The organism is Candidatus Palauibacter sp. (assembly GCF_965216145.1).
Taxonomy (GTDB): Bacteria; Gemmatimonadota; Gemmatimonadetes; order Palauibacterales; family Palauibacteraceae; genus Palauibacter.
Genome location: NZ_OZ244149.1, coordinates 464968 through 484633 on the forward strand (window position 1 = coordinate 464968; position 19666 = coordinate 484633).

A 19666-nucleotide genomic window follows, 5' to 3' on the forward strand; every position below is an offset into this window, starting at 1 on the left:
GATGGTGACGCCTTTGGCGGAGGACACGCGAACGCATACACATCGACCGGCCGCCGGGACCCGCTCCGGCGCCGGGCCTGATGAGCAGACGGACCCCGGGGCGGACGAGCCCGGCCTCGTGGAGGCCGTGCAGGCGGGCGATGTGGAGGCGTTCTCGCGGTTCGTGACGCGGTATGCGGATCCGGCGTACGCCGTGGCGCTTTCGATCCTGCGTCAGGAACAGGACGCGGAAGACGCGGTGCAGGCCGCGTTCATCCGCGCGCTGGAGAGAATCGGGCAGTTGCGGCCGGGGAGTCGCTTCGGCCCGTGGTTTTATCGTGTGCTGCGGAGTACGTGTCTTAATCTCCGGCGGCGCGAGATGCTGCGGACGCACTCGGAACTCACGGACACCGCGGCGTCGCGGGACGATCCGCACCGGGAGTTCGAACGAAGTCACGCCCGGGGCCGAGTGCTCGAGGCGCTGGAACGGCTTCCGGAGCGGCAGCGGACGGCGGTCATGATGTACGACCTGGAGGGATACGATCACGCCGAAATCGCCGGGATCCTCGGGATCGCGGTGGGCACGTCGAGGGCGAACCTTCATCACGGGAGGCACGCGCTGCGCCGAGTTCTGGGCGAGAGTGCGTCTCCTACCGAAGGAGCAGAAGATGAGTAGCACGAATCACGGGCGATCCGGCGGGCGGCGACCCGCCTGGCCCGCATACCTCGAGCCGCTGCGGCCGGACCAACTCACGCGGCGCCGGCTGCGCCGGAACGTGATGGCCGCGGCGGGGGCGCTGCTGGAGCGACGGCCGCTCTCGTGGATCGACATCACCGCCAGTTGGTCGGCGGCTCTGACACCGATCGCGGCGGGCCTGCTGGTCGCCGCCGGGGTGCTGGCCTATCGCGCCTCGGGACCGGCCGCACCGGCGGTCGTCGCAGAAGCGGAGGCGGAGTCGGTCGGGCTGGTGCGCTCGCTGGCGCCGGACGCAGAGGCGCCGCCCGCGTTGCTGATCGACCTCGTAGAGCCGAGCCGGGACGCGGTGCTCACGGCCGCGCTCATCAACCCCTAGCACGCTGAAACGCGATTACGGCCGGGTGCGTATGGACACTTCAAGATTCCGGGCGATGCTGCTGCTGGGCGTCATCTTCGCGGCGGGCGCCGTGGTCGGCGTCGCGGTCGACCGGCTCGATCTCTTCACTGGCGGAGCCGCGGCCGATGAGCCGGCGGACACCGCCACTTCCGAGTCGGAGGAAAGTGACGGAGAGCGGCGCGGACGGCAGACGACGATCGAGGCCTTCGCGGACGAACTCGGCCTCACGGCCGATCAGCGGACGCAGATCGAGGCTTACCTGGACCATTTCCGGGGGGGTGCGAGGATGCTGCAGCAGGAGGTCCGCCCGCGGTACCGCGCACTCATGGATTCGGTCCGGACGGAGATCGAATCGGTGCTCACCGACGAGCAGGTCGAGGGGTACCGGGAACTGCTGAGGCAGCGCTACAGCGGTGGACGGGAGCGAGAGCCCGGTCGGTCGGGCAACGAGAACCCGGAGTCGGACAGCTGAGAGACGGCTGACACTGCGAAAAACCAGCCCCTCCGGGGGCGAGGAAACGATGATCACTCTACATAGATCGGGACCCGAAGGCCGGCGCTGCGCCGGTCTTCGTCGATGGGGGTTCGCCCTGCTGCCGGGGATTCTGTTCGCCTCGGCCATGCCAACCGGGACGGCCGTCGCGCAGGTACAGGCGACCGACGACGTCCGCGCGATCACGGTCGACGAGGCCGTGGAGATCGCACTCCGCCGCAACCCCACGCTGCTTCAGGCCTACTCGTCGATCGAGATGGCGGAGCACAACCGGCTGAGCGCCTTTGGTTCGTTGCTGCCGTCGCTCAACATGAGCTTCGGCTATCAGAATTCGTCCACGGGCCGCCTCGATCCGCTCGGCGAGGGGATCGTGGCGACGAGCTACTCCACGCGGCTCAACGCCTCCTACAACCTGTTCAACGGCTGGAGCCGCTTCACGGACCTCAAGGGCGCGCGGCTCGGCGTCGTCGAGCAGAACGCCCGCTACCGCGAGGTCGAGTTTCAGGTCATCCAGCAGGTGAAGCAGGAGTACGCGGCGACCGTGGCCGCGCGTGAACTCGTCGCGGTCGAGGAACGCCGCGTCCAGCGGGCGGCCGACCAGCTCGAATTCGTGCGGCAGCAGCTGGAACTGGGGCGGGCGACGCGCTCGGACTCCCTTCGCTCTCAGGTTGATCTCAACAACGCGCGACTCGCGCTCCTCAACGCGGAGAACGACGTGCGCACGACGATCTTCCGGCTCGCGGCAGTCGTGGGGTCGGAGACGCTGATCGGACCGACCGCCGAGGCGGAACTCGCCGGGACGCCGATCCCCTACACCCGCGACGAGCTGTTCGCGATGGCGGATGTGACGGCGCCCGCCCTGCAGGCCGCCTCCGCGGCCGTCGAGGCCGCCGAGGCGTCGGTATCAAGCGCGCGCTCCAGCTACCTGCCCTCGATCAACGTCGGCGGCGGCTGGGGCTGGTCGAACCAGGAGTTCCCCCCGAGCAATCGCTCGTGGCAGTTCTCGTTGAGCGGCTCCTACCCGCTCTTCAACGGCTTCCAGCGCGAGACCCAGGTGTTCCGGGCCCGGTCGCAGGCGGACCAGGCCCAACAGTCGGAGCGGGCGGCCCGGCTCAACCTGAGTTCGCAACTCGACGCGGCGTACGCGACATCCCAGTCCGCCCTCGCGGGCGTGGACCTCGCGGCACAGAACGTCGAACTCAGCGAGGAGAGCCTGCGGGTGGTCCAGGAACGGTACCGGCTCGGTCTCGCCACCATCCTCGAACTGCAGGACGCGCAGATCACGCTCACGCAGGCGGAGGTCGACCTCGTCACGCGGCGCTTCGAGTATGAGGTCGCGGTCTCGGCGATCGAAGCCCTTCTCGGCCGGAGACTCGACCAGCCGTAACGAGCGGTCCGGCCGAACGGACCGCGGACGGCCGAACTGTTCAACGTCCCGCTGGCTCCGGGTGTCGTGTCAAGCGTGTTCGTCGGCACCCGCAGCCGCCGGATTGTCTTGAAGTTTACCTGACACGAGACGAGATCCCGATGTCCATGACGCAACGCTGCTCCCGGCGCTCCGCGCCCCTTGCCGCGGTCTTCGGCGCCCTGGCCGTCGTGGCCTCGGGTTGCGCGATCGGCGAGGCCAACGAGCCTGAGCAGACCCTCCAGGCGCTGAGCGCGTCCCGCCAGACGATCATCTCGAGCGTCGAGGCGACGGGCACGATCGAGCCGATCCGCGTGATCGAGGTCAAGTCGCAGGCGGGTGGCGAGGTGCTCGAACTTCCCGTCGAACTTGGTGACAACGTCGAGCAGGGAACGCTCCTCGTGCGGATCGATCCACGCGACGTGAACAACGCGTTCGCCCAGGCGGAAGCGGACCTCGACGTGGCTCTGGCGCAGAACGAGGTCGCGCAGCTGCAGCTGGAACGCATCACCACGCTGCACGATTCGGACATCGTCACGGCGGAGGAACTCGAGAACGCGACGCTCTCGGCGGCCACCGCGAGAGCCTCGCTCGTGCGCGCCCGGACGAACCTCGAGCTCGCGGAGGACAAGCTCGACGACGTCACGCTGCGGGCACCGATCACCGGGACGATCGTGGAACGGACGCTCGAAGAGGGTCAGGTCGTCACGGGGACGCGTGATCTGACGGGTGGCACGGTGCTCATGCGCATGGCCGACCTCAACGAGGTGCAGGTGCGCACGCTCGTGGATGAGACGGACATCGGGCGCCTCGAGCGGGGGCTCCCGGCCAACATCACGGTCGAAGCCTACCCCAACCGGACGTTCCGGGGATCGGTCCTAAAGATCGAACCGCAAGCCGTCGTCGAGCAGAACGTGACCATGTTCGCGGTGTTGACGCGGATCTCGAACGATGAGGATCTGCTGCGGCCGGGGATGAACGCGGATGTCGAGGTCGTGATCGGGCGCCAGGAAGGCGTGCTGGCCGTCGCGAACAGCGGGATCAAGTCCCAGCAGGAGGCCGCCCAGATTGTCCGCGCCCTCGAGATCGACGCCGATGTGAACGCCCTCATCACCGATCTCCGCGAGCAGAATCGGCCGCCGGAGCCCCTGGAGACGGCGGACGGAACGACGGCCGAGGCGGACGGCGAGGCCGAGGAGGAACCCGAGATCGGCGGCGTGCCGATGTCCGAGTTCCAGTCGATGTCGCAGCAGGAGCGGATGCGGGTGATCCAGAACCTGTCCGCGGAAGACCGCGGCCGCCTGATGCAGCAGTTCCGCGGCGGCGGGCCCGGTGGGGCCGGCGGCGGGGCCGGCGACCCCCGGCGACGGCCGGATGAGCCGCGGCCCGCGTTCGTGTTCAAGTACGACGAGATGGGCGCCCTCACCGTCAAGGCCGTCATGATCGGGCTCAGCGACTTCGACCACACACAGATCGTGCAGGGACTCGAGGAGGGCGAGGAGATCGTGGCGGTTCCCCTCTCCCTCATCCAGCAGCAGGAGTTCCTGAATCGGATCCGCAGCAGGTCGGCGCTGCCGGGCGTCGGCGGAAGGTGACGAGGACCGCATGATCTTCTTCGAGGTGCTTCGCGTGGCCATGGACGCGATCCGGGCCAACAAGCTGCGCTCGTTCCTGACGATGCTCGGGATCGTCATCGGCGTGGGGGCCGTCATCACGATGGTGGCGCTCGGCGAGGGCGCACAGCGTCAGGTCGAGCAGCAGATCGCCTCCCTGGGGACGAACGTGCTCACGGTTCGCGCCGGACAGGGGATGTTCCGCGGCGTACGGGGCGGCTCGAGTTCGCGCCTCACGGCCGACGACGTGGAAGCGGTGCGAAACGGGGCCCCCGCGCTGGTCCAGATCGCGCCCGAGATGCAGGGGCAGTTGCAGGTTCAGTACGGACGCAACAACGCGAACGTCCGCATCCTCGGCACGACGCCGAACTATGCCGAAGTCGGCAACTATACGGTCGCCCTGGGCAGGTTCTTCGACGAATCGGAGAACCAGGGACGGCGGAGGGTCGCGGTGCTCGGGGGGGCGGTTCCGACAGTCCTGGGCACGGACCCGGCCGAACTCGTCGGCCGCTCGATCTCGATCCGGAACATCAGGTTCGAGGTCGTGGGCGTTCTGGAGGAGAAGGGCGGGCAGAGCTGGTTCAACGAAGACGAGCAGATCTTCGTCCCGCTCCAGACGGCGCAGTTCCGGCTCCTCGGGACGGACCGGGTGAACCAGTTCAAGGTCGTCGTCGAGAGCGAGGCCGCGATTCCCATCGCGATGGTGCAGATCGAGGACGTGCTCCGGCGAGAGCACCGTCTGCCCCTCGGGCGGGCGAACGATTTCTTCATCTCCGACAGCGCGCAGTTTCTCCAGGCGGCGGAGGAAACGACCCAGACCTTCACCATGCTGCTGGCGGGCATCGCCGCCGTCAGTCTTCTCGTCGGCGGGATCGGCATCATGAACATCATGCTGGTGTCGGTCACCGAGCGGACGAAGGAGATCGGCGTCCGCAAGGCGCTCGGCGCCACGCGGAGCGCGGTCATGCTCCAGTTCCTGTTCGAAGCCACCACGCTCTGCGTGACGGGCGGGATCCTGGGCGTCGGCTTCGCGTACGGCGCGGCGGAGATCCTCTCGCGCTCGGCCGGCTGGACGATGGCGATCGCTCCGGAGGCGATCGGGCTTGCGGTGGTGTTCGCGGCCGTGGTCGGCGTGTTCTTCGGCATCTGGCCGGCTCGCCGCGCCGCGCGGCTCGATCCGATCGTGGCGCTGCGGTACGAATAGCCCGCTTCCCGCGCCGCTTCTTCCGGCCACCTCTCCCCGCGGCGGGATTGGCGGTACGTCGCGGGCGGACGTATGGTCCCGGCGTGAGCCCTGACACCCGCGCGGGCCTTGCCCCGGGGTGTTTATTCAACCCGGTCCCGGACGCAATCGAATGAGCGTTCCGCTGAGAGAACTGCCCGACACCGCCCGTCTCTGGATCTACGGGACGGACCGTCCGCTGTCGGACGGGGAGCGCGAGGCGCTCGTGGGCGACCTGCGCGCGTTCGTCGACGTGTGGACGGCCCACGGGGCGGCGCTCCGCGCCGGCGTGGAGTGGGTCGAGGGGCGCTTCGCGGTCATCGCCGTGGACGAGGCTTCGGCGCCGGCCTCGGGGTGCTCGATCGATGCCATGGTGCGGCGGCTCGCCGCGCTCGAGGCGCGGCTCGCCTGCTCGCTGCTCGACGGCACGCGCGTGTTTTATCGCGGCGAGTCCGGCGAGATCGTGGGGTGCGCCCGGGCCGCGTTCCGGGCCCGGGCGGCGGCCGGCCAGGTCGACGATTCGACCGCGGTCTTCGATCCCACCATCGAGACGCTCGCGGAACTGCGTGCGGGCGACCTGGAGCGGCCGGCCTCCCGCTCCTGGCATCGACGGCTCGTGGACCGGCCGGACGGACGGTCCTGATCCGGGGACCGGTGTGACGGGAGGTCCGGGGGGGAGCGCACCGGGCTCGGCGGAGGGGAAGCTGGCCTTCGCCCTCTCCGGGGGAGGTGCCCGGGCCGCCTACCAGACCGGAGTCCTGTGCCACATCGGCGAGCGGCTGCCCAGGCTGCAGATCCCCCTTCTCACCGGCGTCTCGGCGGGCGCGATCAACGTCGGGTTCCTCGCCTCCTATCGTGGCGACTTCCGGCAGGCGACGCGGGCCTTGAAGCGGCGCTGGCTGTCGCTGACGACCGAGGAAGTGCTGCGGACGAACCCGACTTCGCTCCTGAAGGTGGGGATCCGGCTCGGCGGTTCGCTTCTCGGGGGCGGGATCGGACTGAGTCCGCAGTTTCGGAGCCTCGTGGACACCGCGCCGCTGCGTGAGTTCATCGAGCGCAACCTCGTCGTCGGGGCCATCGGGGAGCGGATAGCGGCGGGCTACGTCGAGGCGATCGGTCTCACGGCGATGTCCTACCAGACGGGGCGTACCGTGCTCTTCCTCCAGGGGGAATCGAGCGCGCGGCCGTGGCCCGCCACCGCGCGCAACCGGCTCGTGCGGACCGACATCTCGGTCGACCACATCCTCGCCTCCGCGTCGATCCCGCTCGTGTTCCCAGCCGTCAAACTGGGGCAGCAGTACTACGGGGACGGCAGCTTTCGCACCGCGGCGCCGCTGGCGCCCGCCATCCACATGGGCGCGGATCGCATCTTCACGATTTCGGCGCGTTATCGGCGCTCGGAACTGGAGACGAGGCGACCGGACATGGCCGGCTACCCGCCCCCGGCGCGCGTGCTCGGCCTGCTTCTCAACTCGGTCTTTCTCGACACACTCGACTGGGACGCGGCGGCGTTACGCAGAATCAATCATCTCATCGACAGCCTTCCGCCCGAAGTGGCGGAGGAGCAGGGTCTGCGCCACGTCGACCTGCTCATCCTCAGACCCTCCCGCGACATCGGGAGACTCGCACGCCAGTTCGAGATCGAACTGCCCCCGGCGCTGAGGTTCCTGGTGCGCGGCCTCGGAACGCCACGGGCGAAGAACGCGGATTTCCTCAGCTATCTCCTGTTCGAGAGCGAATACGTCCGAGCGCTCGTCGAACTCGGGGAAGCCGACGCGGAATCGAACTGGGACCGCATCGAGTCGTTCCTCACCTGACCGTGCACGTGAAGATCGTCCATTTCGCCGACCTTCACCTTGACTCTCCCTTCGCCTGGTGCGAGGCGAGCGGGGACGTGGCCCGTCGGCGGCGCGAGGCGCTGCGCGAGACGCTCCTCGCGATCACGGCTCTTGCGAGGGATACAGATGCCGACGCGCTCCTCTGCGGCGGCGATCTGTACGAACACGACCGCGTGACGCTGGACACGGAGAAGTTCCTCCGGCAGACGTTCGCCGGTCTCGACCCGATGCCCGTCTACATCGCTCCGGGCAATCACGACTGGTACGGGCCGACGAGCCTCTATGCGACGGAGGAGTGGAGCAGCAACGTCCACATCTTTCGCGAAGCGGTTCTGCGCCCCGTCCCGGTCGCACCCGGGATCACGCTCTGGGGCGGCGCGCACTGCGCCCCCGCGAATACGGACAACTTTCTCGGCGGCGGCTTCCGGGTGGAGGGGCCGGGCGTCCATCTCGCGCTCTTCCACGGCGCGGAACAGTCGTGGCTCGCCGCGCAGGGAGAGGGGAAGGTGCCGCACGCCCCCTTCGACACGGCGGACATCCGGACGGCGGGCCTCGACCACGCGTTCCTCGGCCACTATCACCGGCCCGCGGACGGCGCACACCACACCTATCCGGGCAATCCCGATCCCCTGCAGTTCGGAGAGGACGGGGAGCGCGGGGCCGTCGTGGCGACGTTCACGGCGGAGGGCGCGGTGGAGTGCGAACGTCGTGTCGTCGCGATGACGCACGTCCACGACCTCGCACTCGACGTCACGGAGTTCACGAGCCGACAGCAGATTCGAGACACCCTGCGCGAGGTCGCCGCGGGCCGGGGCGGTCTCGCGCGCCTTACGGTGACCGGGGACCTCGAACCCTCGCTCGATCTTCAGGAGGAAACGATCCGGGAACAGTTGCTCGAGACCTTCGAGGCCGTCCAGATCCGAAAATCGGGTCTGCACCTGGCGTACGACCTGGATCAGATCCGCGAGGAACCCACCGTGCGGGGCCAGTTCGTGAGAGATGTGATCGGGGCGGATCTGCCGGAGGACGAACGACGCCGCGTGTTGAGGATGGGACTCCGAGCCCTCGACGGGCGGGACGATCTGGAGGTGCTCTGAGCCGTGCGTTTCGAGTCTGTCGTAGCGTACGCCTTCGGCCCCCTGCGGGACGAGAGCCTCGAGTTCGCGCCGGGCATGAACGTCGTCTACGGTCCCAACGAGGCGGGGAAATCCTCCTGGCACGCCGCGGTCTACGCCGGCCTGTGCGGGATGCGGAGGCGGCGGGGAATGCCGCGCAGGGACGAGAAGGTCTTCGCGGAACGGCACAGGCCCTGGGGGGGCGACGGATGGGAGGTGGGGGCCGTCATCGCGCTGGAGGACGGACGGCGCGTCGAGTTGCGGCATGATCTCGCGGGCAGGGTCGACAGCAGCGCGCGGGATGCGAGCGTCGCGGGCCGCGACTACTCGAGCGAGATCATCCACGAGGGCGCGCCCGATGGCTCGCGCTGGCTGGGACTCAACCGCCGCTCGTTCCTTCACACGGCCTGTGTACGGCAGGCGGACATCCTCAGGGTGCGGGACGACCCCCTGTCCCTTCAGGAGGACATGCAGCGCGCCGCTGCCACGGCCGGGGCGGATGCGACGGCCGCCGCGGCGCTTCAGCGGCTCGATGACTACCTGAGGGACCGGGTCGGCTCGACACGGGCGCCGACGAAGCCGCTGGTGAGGACCGAACGGGAAACCGACGACGCGCGCGCGGCGCTCGAGACCGCGCAGGAGGCCCATCGCGACTACCTGCGGCGGCGTGTGCAGGTGGAGGATCAGGAGCAAGCGGCCAGGGAGGCGGAACTGCGGGTCGAGGCCATGCACGCCGCGCTCGCCGATGCTGAAGCGAACGCGCTCGCCGAACGGCTGGGAGACGCGCGAGCGCTCGATGAACAGTTTCCGGAGGGCGTGCCTCACCCGCTGCCCGATGGCGGCGTACTGCACAGGAGAGTCATCGAAACGCTGACGACGTGGAGTAACCGGCCGGTATTGCAGGAGCTGGCGGGGCCCTCGGCGCAGGAACTGGCGGAGAGGATCAACCGGGCCCACCGCGGGCTCCTCGCGGCACGCGCCGCGGTGGCGGAAGCCGGGGCGCTCGACATCGAGCGCCGCGTCGCGCGGGCACATGAGCTGGGGGCTCTCTTCCCGGCGGGCGCTCCGCGCACCTCCGCCGCCGAGGAAGCGCACGCGAGCCTGGTTCGGGACGCGCTCAACGCCTGGGAGTCGCTACCATCCCTCCGGGAGCCGGACGGGCCGGACGTCGAGCAACTCGAATTCAGCCTGGCTGATTTCGACAAGAAGCGTCGGGGGGGCGGCGGCGCATCGGGGGCGCGACGATCCGGATCACATCTCCTCGCCTGCGGTGTCGCTGCAGTGGTGGGGATCGTCGCGGCCCTGCTGCTGCCCGATTTGCGGGTCGTGGGTCTGACCCTGGCCGCCACCGGGGCCGCGGCGTTCCTCTGGCTCCGGTTCGTGGACTCGCGGCCCGGCGGGGCGGACATCGCTCTCGTGCTCGAGACGCAACGCGACGCCATGGCGCGCAGTCTCGCGGTGCGCCGCACCGAACAGGCTGGCTACGAAGCCGCACTCGAGCGCAGAGCCGCGCTGATCGAGCAACTGGTCGACAACGGCGCGCTCGACAACGGCGCGGGATCGGAGCCGGAGACGGTCGTCCGAAGGCTGCGCGAGTGGGAGGCGTCGTGGCGCGATGAGAAGCTGGCGCGTGCCCAGTTGGGCCTCGAGTGGGACGAGCTTCAGGGACTGCTGGGCGGGTCGTCGCTGGAGGAACTCGTCGCGGAGGCCGGTCGACTCCGGGAAGAAGCCGATGGCCTCAGCGCATCCGCGGACGAATCCCGGCTGGACGAACCGCGGGCACGAAGCGTATCCGCGCGTGAACTCGCCGAGATGGAGCAGCACGTCGACGACGAACTCCGCGGGTGGCAGGAAGAACGAGCCGAACGCCTCGCGGCGGAAGCCCGGCACCGCCTGGACACCGAGCGGGTCGCCGCCGCCACGGAGACGCTGCGAGCGACCGCCGCGCGGATCGGCGTGACGGGCGACGACCCGGAAGAGCTGGCCGACGCGCTCGAGGTGTGGCGGGCAGGCCGGGAACGAGCCCTGGGGGAAGCCGGACGGCGCAGTGAATCGTGGGACCGGCTACAGCAGCTGCTCGGCGACCGAACGCTGGATGAGTTCGCCGCGGAGGCGGAGCGGCTCCGCGCCCGCGCGGACCGGCTGGCGCACGAGGTGGGGCCGCGCGCGCTTGCCATGGCCCGCGAAAGCGGGCCCACGGCCGAGAGACTGGAAGCTCTTCGTTCGACAGCGGAGGCCGCGCGCTCGGAGGTGGACAGAGCGCACGGCCAGCTCACGGAACGCGAGCAGAACCTCCCCCGCGTGGCGGACGCCGAAGACGCTCTGGCTGCGGTCGAGCGCGAACAGGCCCGCGTTGGGCGACTCAAGCGCACACTGGACAGCACGATCGCCTTCCTGCGGGAGGCGGAGGAACGCGTCCTCCGTGACATCGCGCCGATCCTCACGAGCACGATCCTCGAATGGCTTCCCGGGGTGACGGAAGGACGCTATACGGGCTGTCGCATCGACCCCGAGTCCCTGCTCGTGGAGGTCCGCACGAACCGGGGACGCTGGCGTGCCGCCGAGCTGCTGTCGCACGGGACGGCCGAGCAGATCTATCTGCTCCTCAGGTTCGCACTCTCCCGCCATCTCACCGGGACGGGCGAGACCTGTCCTCTGATCCTCGACGATGTCGTGGGCGCGTCGGACGCGGAACGCAAGGAGGCGATGCTCCGGACGCTGCGCGCGGTCGGGGAATCGACCCAGGTCATCCTCTTCACCCATGAGGACGATGTCCGGGACTGGGCCAGGCGGAACCTCCACGCCCCGCGCAACCGTCTAATCGAACTCGCGGGACCCCGGCCGCACGCCGAGGAGCGGCCGGCTACCTGAACGCCTTCGAGCTCGTGGAGTGGCCCGGGTCCACCTTCGCACTCGGGTCCATGTAGTGCACCGCGTTGTTGACGGCGATGGCGGCCTCGCCGAAGCCGGTGGAGATGAGTTCCAGCTTGCCCTCGTAGGTGGCGATGTCTCCCGCCGCGTACACCCCCGGGATGTTCGTCCGCATGCGCGAGTCGACCAGGATCGCATTCTTTTGGAGTTCGAGTCCCCATTCGGCGATCGGACCGATGTTGGGGACGAACCCGATGAGGGCGATGATCTCGTCCACTTCGAGCCGGACCGTTTCCTTCGTCTTCGTGTGCTGGAGCGTCGCGGCCTCGACCCGGTCGCTCCCGTGGATCTCCGTCACGGTGTGGAAGGTCCGGAGCTCCAACTCGCCCCTCTCGTGCGCCCCCTCGACCTGCGCCACCGTACGCTCGTGCGCGCGATACCGGTCCGAGCGGTGAATGTGGGTCAGCTCGCCGGCGATCTCGCGCAGCGCCCAACTCCAGTCGAAGGCGGAATCGCCCCCACCCACGAGGAGGACCCTCTTCCCGCGGCATGATTCGGGGTCCTTCACATGGGCGGTCAGCCCCCGCTTCCAGAACTCGTCCCAGCCCGGCACGGCCAGGGTCCGGCTCCTGAAGGCGCCCTTCCCCCCGGCGATGACGACGGTCCGCGTTGGACGCGGTCCTTCATCCGTGCGAAGGTCGAACGATTCGTTTCCGGGATTCAGGGCGAGCACGCGTTCTTCGAGGCAGACTTCCGCGTTGAACTGCATCGCCTGCGTCACGAGATCCCGCGCCAGATCCTTGGCCAGGATCCGTGGGAACCCGGCCACGTCAAAGACGTTCTTCTCGGGATAGAGAGCGGTCAACTGACCGCCGAGTTCGGGCAGAACGTCGATGATACGGGCCGACACACCCCGCATTCCGGCGTAGAACAACCCGTAGAGACCGGTCGGGCCCCCTCCGATGATTGTGATATCGACCGTTTCGTTGCGCACGCCGTCGTTGTCCCCGCCATCCGGAACCGGTCACGCCACGCTATTCCATTTGCGGCGCAGACAGTGCGTCCCGTAATCGATGATCGCCCACACGGAGGTGACCCCGACGAGGAGCACGAGTGCCGGAACATATCGGGGGTCGAAGATCAGAGCGAGAAGCGTAAGGAACTGCAGTCCCGTGGCGATCTTGCCCGGCCAGCGTGGTCTGAAGGGGATGATGAGAGACACCAGGCGAGCGAGAAAGTATGACCCGGCAGTGTACAGGTCCCTCAGGATCAGGATGAGGAATGACGCCCCGTCGAGTCCGCCCGAGGCGAGGAAACCCGCAAGCGCGAGGAGGACGAACAGCTTGTCGCAGAGCGGATCGAGCAGGAGTCCGATCTGCGAGCGGGTCCCGCTGACGCGGGCGATGAACCCATCCAGGACATCGGTCGCGCCGGCCGTGCCCACGAGCACGGCCATGAGCCCGGGGTCCGTCACCACGGTGAACGCGAGTCCGAGCGGAATGCGACTCAGCGACATGAGATTGGAGAGGGTCAGGAACCCCGGGTCGTGCGTCTGTATCGGAATCCTCCGCTTCCTGGTCTCCAAGCCTTCCGGGTCACCGGGAAGATGCACGTTGCGGGGGCGCGTCTCCAGTGCTCGCGCAACTCTACCCACCACCCCCCGGGCACCCGGCGGCGAATCCGATTACGCCGGGAGTTCCGCGTTCTCGGCCTCGATTTCCGACCCGCCCGGTCGCGGGTCGAGCATGACGAGATCCTCGACGACGACGTCCACGGTCGGAATCGCGATCCCGTCCCGTTCGAAGGATCCGTATTCGAGGTGGCCTTCAACGTACAGCCGCGATCCCTTGCGAACGTATTCCCCGACCGTCTCCGCCTGCTTCCGCCAGAAGGTGAGACGGTGCCAGTCGGTGCGACGCCGGGTCTCCCCGTTCGCTCGAAAGATACGGTTCGTCGCGAGTGAGAGGTGTGCGACCGGGGTGCCGGAGGTCGTCTCGCGGACATCGGGGTCGCTCCCGGCGTTACCTACCAGGATGACCCGGTTCACGGTTCTCGACATGCCTGCCTTCTCCCTTCGTGTTCATGGACGGGTGTTGGGGGACGTGCCAGTATCCGGTCTGGACGACGGGCTCCCAAGGCCGACACCTCCACCGGACGAGGTGGTGGATCGGATCTTGACGTCATCGTCGCAAGTGGATCTGCTCAGGGATGGTCGACATCGATTCTCGTTCCAGATTGGCGCGGGGCCGGGCCCGGACGGGCTTCCTCCTGATCGGCGGCGGCGCGCTGCTGGCGGGAGCCGTCTTCTCCAGCGACCTCATCGTTCGCTGGAGTCTCGAAGGGTCGCGCATCACCGTGCTGGCGCACTCGGCGGCGGGACTCTCGCCAGGTTCGACCGTCTGGGTGGCGGGGCGACCGGTGGGGCGCGTCTCATCCATCTCCTTCCGCCCGCTCGACGCGAGCCCCCATGAGCCGACGCAGGCGCATGTCGTGGTCGAGGCCGTGATCGAACGGGTGGCCGTGCCGATCCTTCGAGAGGACGCCACGGCCGAGGTGCGGGCGTCCGACCCTCTCGCGTCGGCGATCGTGACCATCGATCCGGGGAGCGGATCCGCGCCGCCCTGGAACTTCTCCGATACGCTCCGCGCGGCGGGGCCGCCGCTCGACACCGAAGCCGTCCTCGCACGCGCGGACACGCTGGCGATGGCGGTGCGATCGCTCGAGGCTCTCGCGGCGGAGGCCGGGAAAGCGATCACGTCGGGTCGCGGCTCACTTGCGCGCCTGCGCGAGGAGCCCGAGACGCTGGAGGGGCTGAGGCGCGAGTTCGGAACGCTGCGAGAACTTCTCGAAGGCGACCTCTCACGGTCTTCGCTGGCTCGGCTCGTGACGGACACGCTCGTGGGGGCGGCCACCGACCGGGTCGGCGAACGGCTCGCGGCGTGGGACGCGTCCCCGGAGCGTTGGGCTTCGCGCCGCAGCATCGAGACGGCCGCGGCGGCCGTCGAGGCGATGGGAACCCGTCTTGCGTCGCTCGCGCAGCGGATCGAGCGGGGGGAAGGCACGGTGGGGCGCGCGCTGATGGACGGCGAAATCCGCCGGCAGGTCGACGCCCTGCGCGCCACGGTCGCCGCCCTCGCCGAGGAGTTGAAGTACAGCCCGTCGCGGTGGCTGCGCGTCCGGGTCTTCTAGCGGCCCGTCAGCTTCTCCGGCTCGGCAGCGCGCCATGCACGGCGAACTTCAGGAGTTCGGTCGTACGGCCACGCCTTCGCCGGACGGCGATGACGATGTGATCGACGACCTGGTCGCGGTCCTCGAGCGACACGGCGACATCGACGGATCCATCCGCCGCCGTGATCCGCGTACGGATGGCGCGACCCGGCTCGGCGTCCGCCGCGCGGGCCGGGTTCCGGCACAGCGTGCGGGAGGAGCGGCGTCCCCCCGGTACCGGGCACGACAACTTCAACAGCCGGAACCAGTCCGGCTGATAGCTTATACGCCACAGATTGCCGAGCTGGTCGAGTCCTCTTCCCTCGCGATTGTGTCTGGCCATCGGGCGCTCGACGGTGAGAGTTGACTTGCGGGCGGTCGCTTGACCCTGTCAGGCGGCCCCATTATGGTCGTCAGGTCCGCCCCGGACCACATCCCCTGGCTGTAGCTGCCGGCAGTACCTCACGACCGCAATCCGGCTCACTCACGCTCCCACTCTCTCTTCCGGAGGATGGCGTTGGATATCGCCGAACTCAAATCGAAGTCGATCGGCGAGCTTCATGACCTGGCCGAAGAACTCGACCTTCTCAACTTCTCGGGTCTTCGCAAGCAGGACCTGATCTTCCGAATCGAGCAGAACCTGCTCGATTCGGATGTCGTCCTCCGCGGCGAGGGCGTACTCGAGATCCTGCCGGAAGGCTACGGATTCCTCCGGAGCCAGGACTGGAACTATCTGTACGGGCCGGATGACATCTACGTCTCCCCCTCGCAGATCAAACGTTTCGACATGCGGACGGGAGACACGATCCAGGGCCGGGTCCGGCCGCCGAAGGAAGGAGAGAGGTATCTCGCCCTCCTCAAGGTGGAGACGCTCAACGGCGTGGATCCGGACAAGGCGAAACACCGCATCGCATTCGACAACCTGCGGCCCCGCTACCCCGAGGAGAGGCTCGTTCTCGAGAGCGAGGACGGCGATGTGTCGATGCGGATTCTCGATCTCATCGCGCCCATCGGGAGGGGGCAGCGGAGCCTGATCGTGTCTCCGCCGAAGGCCGGGAAGACGATCCTCCTCCAGAAGATCGCGAACGCCATCGTCGCGAACCAGCCGGACGCGAAGGTGATCGTGCTTCTCATCGACGAGAGGCCCGAAGAGGTCACGGACATGGAGGAGAACGTCCCGGCCGAGATCATCTCCTCGACCTTCGACGAGCCGCCCGACCGCCATACGCAGGTCGCGGAGATGGTCATCGAGAAGGCGAAGCGGCTGGTGGAGTACCAGCACGACGTCGTGATCCTGCTCGATTCCATCACGCGGCTGGCCCGCGCCTACAACACGACGGTACCCCACTCCGGGAAGATCCTCTCGGGCGGCGTGGACGCGAACGCGCTCCACAAACCGAAGCGCTTCTTCGGGGCGGCACGGAACATCGAGGAAGGCGGGAGCCTCACGATCATCGCGACCGCGCTGATCGAGACGGGGAGCCGGATGGATGAGGTCATCTTCGAGGAGTTCAAGGGCACCGGCAACAGCGAGGTGCTGCTGGACCGTCAGATATCGGACAAGCGGATCTATCCGGCCATCGACCTCAACCGCTCGAGTACCCGCAAGGAGGAACTCCTCCTCAATGAGGTCGAACTCAATCGCATGTACCTGCTGCGGAACTTCCTGTCGGACATGCCGCCGGCCGAGGCGATTCAGTTCATGATCGAACGGATGCGACGCACGGACACCAACCAGGAGTTCCTCGACTCGATGGCCGCCGGCAGCTAGCTCGGGGCAGCCAGTCCGGCAACCGCTCCCGCCGCTACGGGGCCCTCAGCCAGCGGTCCTCCAGCACCTCGACGAGGGCGGTGTGTGTCGCACCTCCCGCCGTCAGCGTCACCCGGTAGGTGCCGGGATCGACCGGCGGTCCGAGGGTCTGCACGGGGCTCTCGGGGGCCGGGTTCGTGCGAAGGTTCCATTGCACGCGGTTGAGGCCGGCGTTTCCGGTCCCCTCGAGTTCCCGCACGACCTCTCCCGACGTGACGTCCGAGATCTCGATCGAGACGTCGGCCGGAGCGGACAGGTAGTACTGGATCGCCGTGCCGGCCGGCGCGTTCTCTCCCACCCAGTTCTTGTTACCCGTGACCGAGCGGCTGCGCTGGATCTCATTCTTCCAGCGCACGGCCGGGCGCGGCTCGAAGAGGTGCGATTCCTTCGCCAGCACGTCGTCGTCCAGCGCCTGCAGGGGCGTGACATCATCGAGCACGTAGATGCTGCGGCCGTGCGTCGCGAGGACGAGGTCGTTCTCCCGCGGGTGGACGAGTACGTCATCGATCCGCACGACCGGCAGGTCGGGCATGAAGTCGTGCCACGTCCCGCCCTCATCCAGAGAGACGAAGAAGCCGAACTCCGTCCCGGCGTAGAGCAGCCGCGGGTTGCGCGGATCCTGGCGGATCGTGTTCACGTTGCCGAACGACGGCAGGTCGGAACTGATGCTGGTCCATGAGCGGCCGTAGTCCCGCGTCACGTAGACATGGGGCCGGAGGTCGTCGTTCTTGTGTCCGTCGATCGAGATGTAGGCGGTCGCGGGATCCACATGCGAGGCCTCGACGCGGGAGACGTAGTGGCGCGTCGTCCCGTCGGGGAGGTTCCGGCTCACCTCCGTCCAGGTCGCGCCGCCGTCCCGGCTCACCTGGATGTTCCCGTCATCGCTCCCGGCCCAGAGAACTCCCGGCACGATCGGCGACTCGGTGATCGACGTGAGGCTGCTCCACATGGACACCCCGTCGTTCCGCGACGGATTGCATTCCACTCCCCGGTCGAACTGCGAGCAGCGGGGGACCGTGTTCGCCACGCCCATCACGACCTCGGCGTCCCGGTCGATGTCCTTCGTGAGATCCGGGCTCATCGTCCACGTCTCGCCGCGGTCGCGTGAGGTGAAGAAGCGGTTGCCTCCGGCGTGCAGGGTCCGCGGGTTGTGCGGTGAGAGGAGGAACGGAGTGTTCCAGTTCCAGCGGATTTCGGTGTCCACCGGCGGTGCGGGGACGATGTTCGTGTTCTCCGGATTGTCTTCGCTGGGGGCGCGCGGCGTGATCGACCGGGACTCCCCGGTGCGCAGGTCGACCCGTCGGATACGGCCGTTCTGCGATTCCGAGAACACGATCGCGGCGTCGGTCGGGTCGACCTGGGTGTAGAATCCGTCTCCGCCCCCGACGCGATACCAGTCCTGCGACAGGATCGGCCCCGAGCGCACCGAACTCGGTCCGCACCAGCTTCCGTTGTCCTGCAGACCCGTGCATACGTGGTAGGGCCTGCGCATGTCGACCGAGGCGTGGTATGGCTGCCCGACGGCCCACGGACGCAGCGCCTCCCACGTCTCCCCCTGGTCCCGGCTCACGTCGACGGAGCCGTCGTTACCGATGAGGAGATGGTCGTGGTCGTCGGGATTGACCCAGACCGCGTGCTGGTCGACGTGCCCGAACCCGCCCAGCGTCTCCCACGTTCGGCCGCCGTCGCGCGACTTCGCCACCCGCTGGTCCACCGTATAGACGATGTCCGGGTCCTCGGTCGAGACCCGGATCTGGCTGAAGTACATGGGGCGCCCGTTCTCGTTGCTGCGGAACTCCCAGGAGCGGCCCTTGTCTCCGGAGCGCCATACCCCCGACCACTGCGGGTCGGGCGGCAGCGAGTCCGCTCTCGCGAGCCGCTGCCACTCTTCGCTTTCCTCCTCGGCGAGCGGCGTCTCCCGGTCGGCGGCCACTTCGATCTGCGCGTAGACGACATCCGGGTCGGCCGGCGTCATGGCGAGCGCGATGCGCCCCATGGTCCCGTTGGGGAGTCCCGAGCCCTCGACGCGCGACCAGTTCTCACCGCCGTCCTCCGACCGCCAGATGCCGCTGCCCGCCCCGCCGCCGACGAAGCAGCAGACGGTGCGCCGGCGCTCATAGGTCGCGGCCAGCAGGAGGTCGGCGTTCGACGGGTCCATGACGAGGTCCGTGGCGCCGGTGTCCTCGTCGACCGCGAGGACGTGTCGCCACGTCCCGCCGCCATCCGTGGACTTGAAGACGCCGCGCTCGGGACTCGGCCCGAACAGACGGCCGACCGCGGCCACCCACACGATGTCCGGATTCGACGGGTGTACGAGCACCCGCGCGATGCTCTGCGTCTCGTGCAGCCCGACATGGTCGAACGAAGCCCCGCCGTCGCGGCTCCGGTACACCCCGTTCCCGAACGACGAACTCTGCCGGTTGTTGGGCTCACCGGTTCCGAGGTAGAGGATGTCGGGATCGGACGGCGCGATCGCGATATCCCCGATCGAGTGGGTGCCGTAGCTGTCGAAGATGGACTCGAACGTGGTCCCGTTGTTCGTGGTCTTCCACAGGCCTCCGGTCGCGAACCCCACGTAGAAGATCCGGGTGTCCGTGGGATGGACCGCGAGATCGTCGACGCGGCCGCCCTGCCCCGTGGGGCCGATCGATCTCCAGCGGAAGCCCTGGAGGAGCGGGTGCTCGGGGGCGTTGCTGACGGCCTCGGCGGCACCTTCCTGCGCGCTGGCGGGCGACGCGGGGATTGAGGGCGCGATGAGCGCCAGCGTGATCGTTACAAGGAGGCGCGTGCCGGGGGCGTCGGGCATGTGATCCTTCTCTCGGTCCGTGATCGATTGGTAGTCCGCCATTATCCCACGCGGGATCGGACTCTGTCAAAACGGGACCGGCTCGCGCGGGGCCGCGGGGCGGCAGGCGGGGGGGGGGATGTCCACGACCCCGACCCCTGCCGACCGGGTGCCCGGCGACTTGCCCGAGGGGAGCCGGAACAGCATGCTGCTTTCGTCGGCTGAACCGGAGGA

At 68.5% G+C, this 19666-nt stretch carries 17 protein-coding genes; 12 read left to right on the forward strand and 5 right to left on the reverse strand.

Annotation, left to right across the window (positions count from 1 at the left end; translation table 11 throughout):
* The first annotated feature begins 4 nt into the window (after positions 1–4).
* The 10 genes from ACOOHF_RS02000 (at position 5) to ACOOHF_RS02045 (ending at position 11630) form a co-directional block, all read left to right on the forward strand.
* On the forward strand, positions 5–655 hold the full coding sequence (locus ACOOHF_RS02000; RefSeq protein ID WP_420463173.1) for an RNA polymerase sigma factor: 651 nt from the start codon (positions 5–7) through the stop codon (positions 653–655).
* Entirely contained in the window at positions 648–1052 is a 405-nt protein-coding gene (locus ACOOHF_RS02005) for a hypothetical protein (protein ID WP_419936395.1), read from the forward strand. Before ACOOHF_RS02000 ends, ACOOHF_RS02005 begins: the two co-directional genes overlap by 8 nt.
* Before the next feature lie 31 nt (positions 1053–1083).
* A complete protein-coding gene (locus ACOOHF_RS02010) occupies positions 1084–1545 on the forward strand; it encodes a hypothetical protein (RefSeq protein ID WP_419936394.1) in 462 nt (153 codons plus the stop codon).
* A 148-nt stretch (positions 1546–1693) separates the two neighbouring features.
* Positions 1694–2953, forward strand: coding sequence for a TolC family protein (locus ACOOHF_RS02015; RefSeq protein ID WP_420463174.1), 1260 nt, complete (start codon positions 1694–1696; stop codon positions 2951–2953).
* Between the two features lie 146 nt (positions 2954–3099).
* Positions 3100–4566, forward strand: coding sequence for an efflux RND transporter periplasmic adaptor subunit (locus ACOOHF_RS02020; protein ID WP_419936392.1), 1467 nt, complete (start codon positions 3100–3102; stop codon positions 4564–4566).
* A gap of 10 nt (positions 4567–4576) precedes the next feature.
* Positions 4577–5788 (forward strand): ABC transporter permease, encoded by a 1212-nt coding sequence (locus ACOOHF_RS02025; RefSeq protein ID WP_419936391.1) that lies wholly within the window; start codon positions 4577–4579, stop codon positions 5786–5788.
* 151 nt (positions 5789–5939) lie between these two features.
* On the forward strand, positions 5940–6449 hold the full coding sequence (locus ACOOHF_RS02030) for a hypothetical protein (RefSeq protein WP_420463175.1): 510 nt from the start codon (positions 5940–5942) through the stop codon (positions 6447–6449).
* 13 nt (positions 6450–6462) lie between these two features.
* On the forward strand, positions 6463–7623 hold the full coding sequence (locus ACOOHF_RS02035) for a patatin-like phospholipase family protein (RefSeq protein ID WP_419936389.1): 1161 nt from the start codon (positions 6463–6465) through the stop codon (positions 7621–7623).
* Between the two features lie 8 nt (positions 7624–7631).
* Positions 7632–8741: a metallophosphoesterase family protein gene (locus ACOOHF_RS02040; RefSeq protein ID WP_419936388.1), complete on the forward strand. Its 1110-nt coding sequence runs from the start codon at positions 7632–7634 to the stop codon at positions 8739–8741.
* A 3-nt stretch (positions 8742–8744) separates the two neighbouring features.
* Positions 8745–11630: an AAA family ATPase gene (locus ACOOHF_RS02045; protein ID WP_420463176.1), complete on the forward strand. Its 2886-nt coding sequence runs from the start codon at positions 8745–8747 to the stop codon at positions 11628–11630.
* Here the strand turns inward: ACOOHF_RS02045 and ACOOHF_RS02050 are convergent.
* The 3 genes from ACOOHF_RS02050 to ACOOHF_RS02060 form a co-directional block, all read right to left on the reverse strand.
* Positions 11623–12624 carry an NAD(P)/FAD-dependent oxidoreductase gene (locus ACOOHF_RS02050; protein WP_419936386.1) on the reverse strand — a complete coding sequence of 334 codons (1002 nt, stop codon included), beginning with the start codon at positions 12622–12624 and terminating at the stop codon, positions 11623–11625. The two genes, ACOOHF_RS02045 and ACOOHF_RS02050, sit on opposite strands and share 8 nt — an antisense overlap.
* A 30-nt stretch (positions 12625–12654) precedes the next feature.
* The gene (locus ACOOHF_RS02055; protein WP_420463177.1) at positions 12655–13242 is read right to left on the reverse strand and encodes a CDP-alcohol phosphatidyltransferase family protein; all 588 of its coding nucleotides are present in this window, start codon (positions 13240–13242) and stop codon (positions 12655–12657) included.
* A 72-nt stretch (positions 13243–13314) separates the two neighbouring features.
* Positions 13315–13689, reverse strand: coding sequence for a single-stranded DNA-binding protein (locus tag ACOOHF_RS02060; RefSeq protein WP_420463178.1), 375 nt, complete (start codon positions 13687–13689; stop codon positions 13315–13317).
* A gap of 149 nt (positions 13690–13838) precedes the next feature.
* Here ACOOHF_RS02060 and ACOOHF_RS02065 point away from each other — a divergent pair, with 149 nt between their 5' ends.
* Positions 13839–14819 carry an MlaD family protein gene (locus ACOOHF_RS02065; protein WP_419936383.1) on the forward strand — a complete coding sequence of 327 codons (981 nt, stop codon included), beginning with the start codon at positions 13839–13841 and terminating at the stop codon, positions 14817–14819.
* A 7-nt stretch (positions 14820–14826) separates the two neighbouring features.
* On the opposite strand, the gene ACOOHF_RS02070 is transcribed toward ACOOHF_RS02065, so the two are convergent.
* On the reverse strand, positions 14827–15180 hold the full coding sequence (locus ACOOHF_RS02070) for a hypothetical protein (protein WP_419165289.1): 354 nt from the start codon (positions 15178–15180) through the stop codon (positions 14827–14829).
* A 168-nt stretch (positions 15181–15348) separates the two neighbouring features.
* Between ACOOHF_RS02070 and rho the strand changes: the two genes are divergently transcribed.
* Entirely contained in the window at positions 15349–16608 is a 1260-nt protein-coding gene (gene rho, locus ACOOHF_RS02075; RefSeq protein WP_420463179.1) for a transcription termination factor Rho, read from the forward strand.
* 34 nt (positions 16609–16642) lie between these two features.
* Here the strand turns inward: rho and ACOOHF_RS02080 are convergent, their stop codons facing one another.
* A complete protein-coding gene (locus ACOOHF_RS02080) occupies positions 16643–19453 on the reverse strand; it encodes a hypothetical protein (RefSeq protein ID WP_420463180.1) in 2811 nt (936 codons plus the stop codon).
* Between the last annotated feature and the right edge of the window lie 213 nt (positions 19454–19666).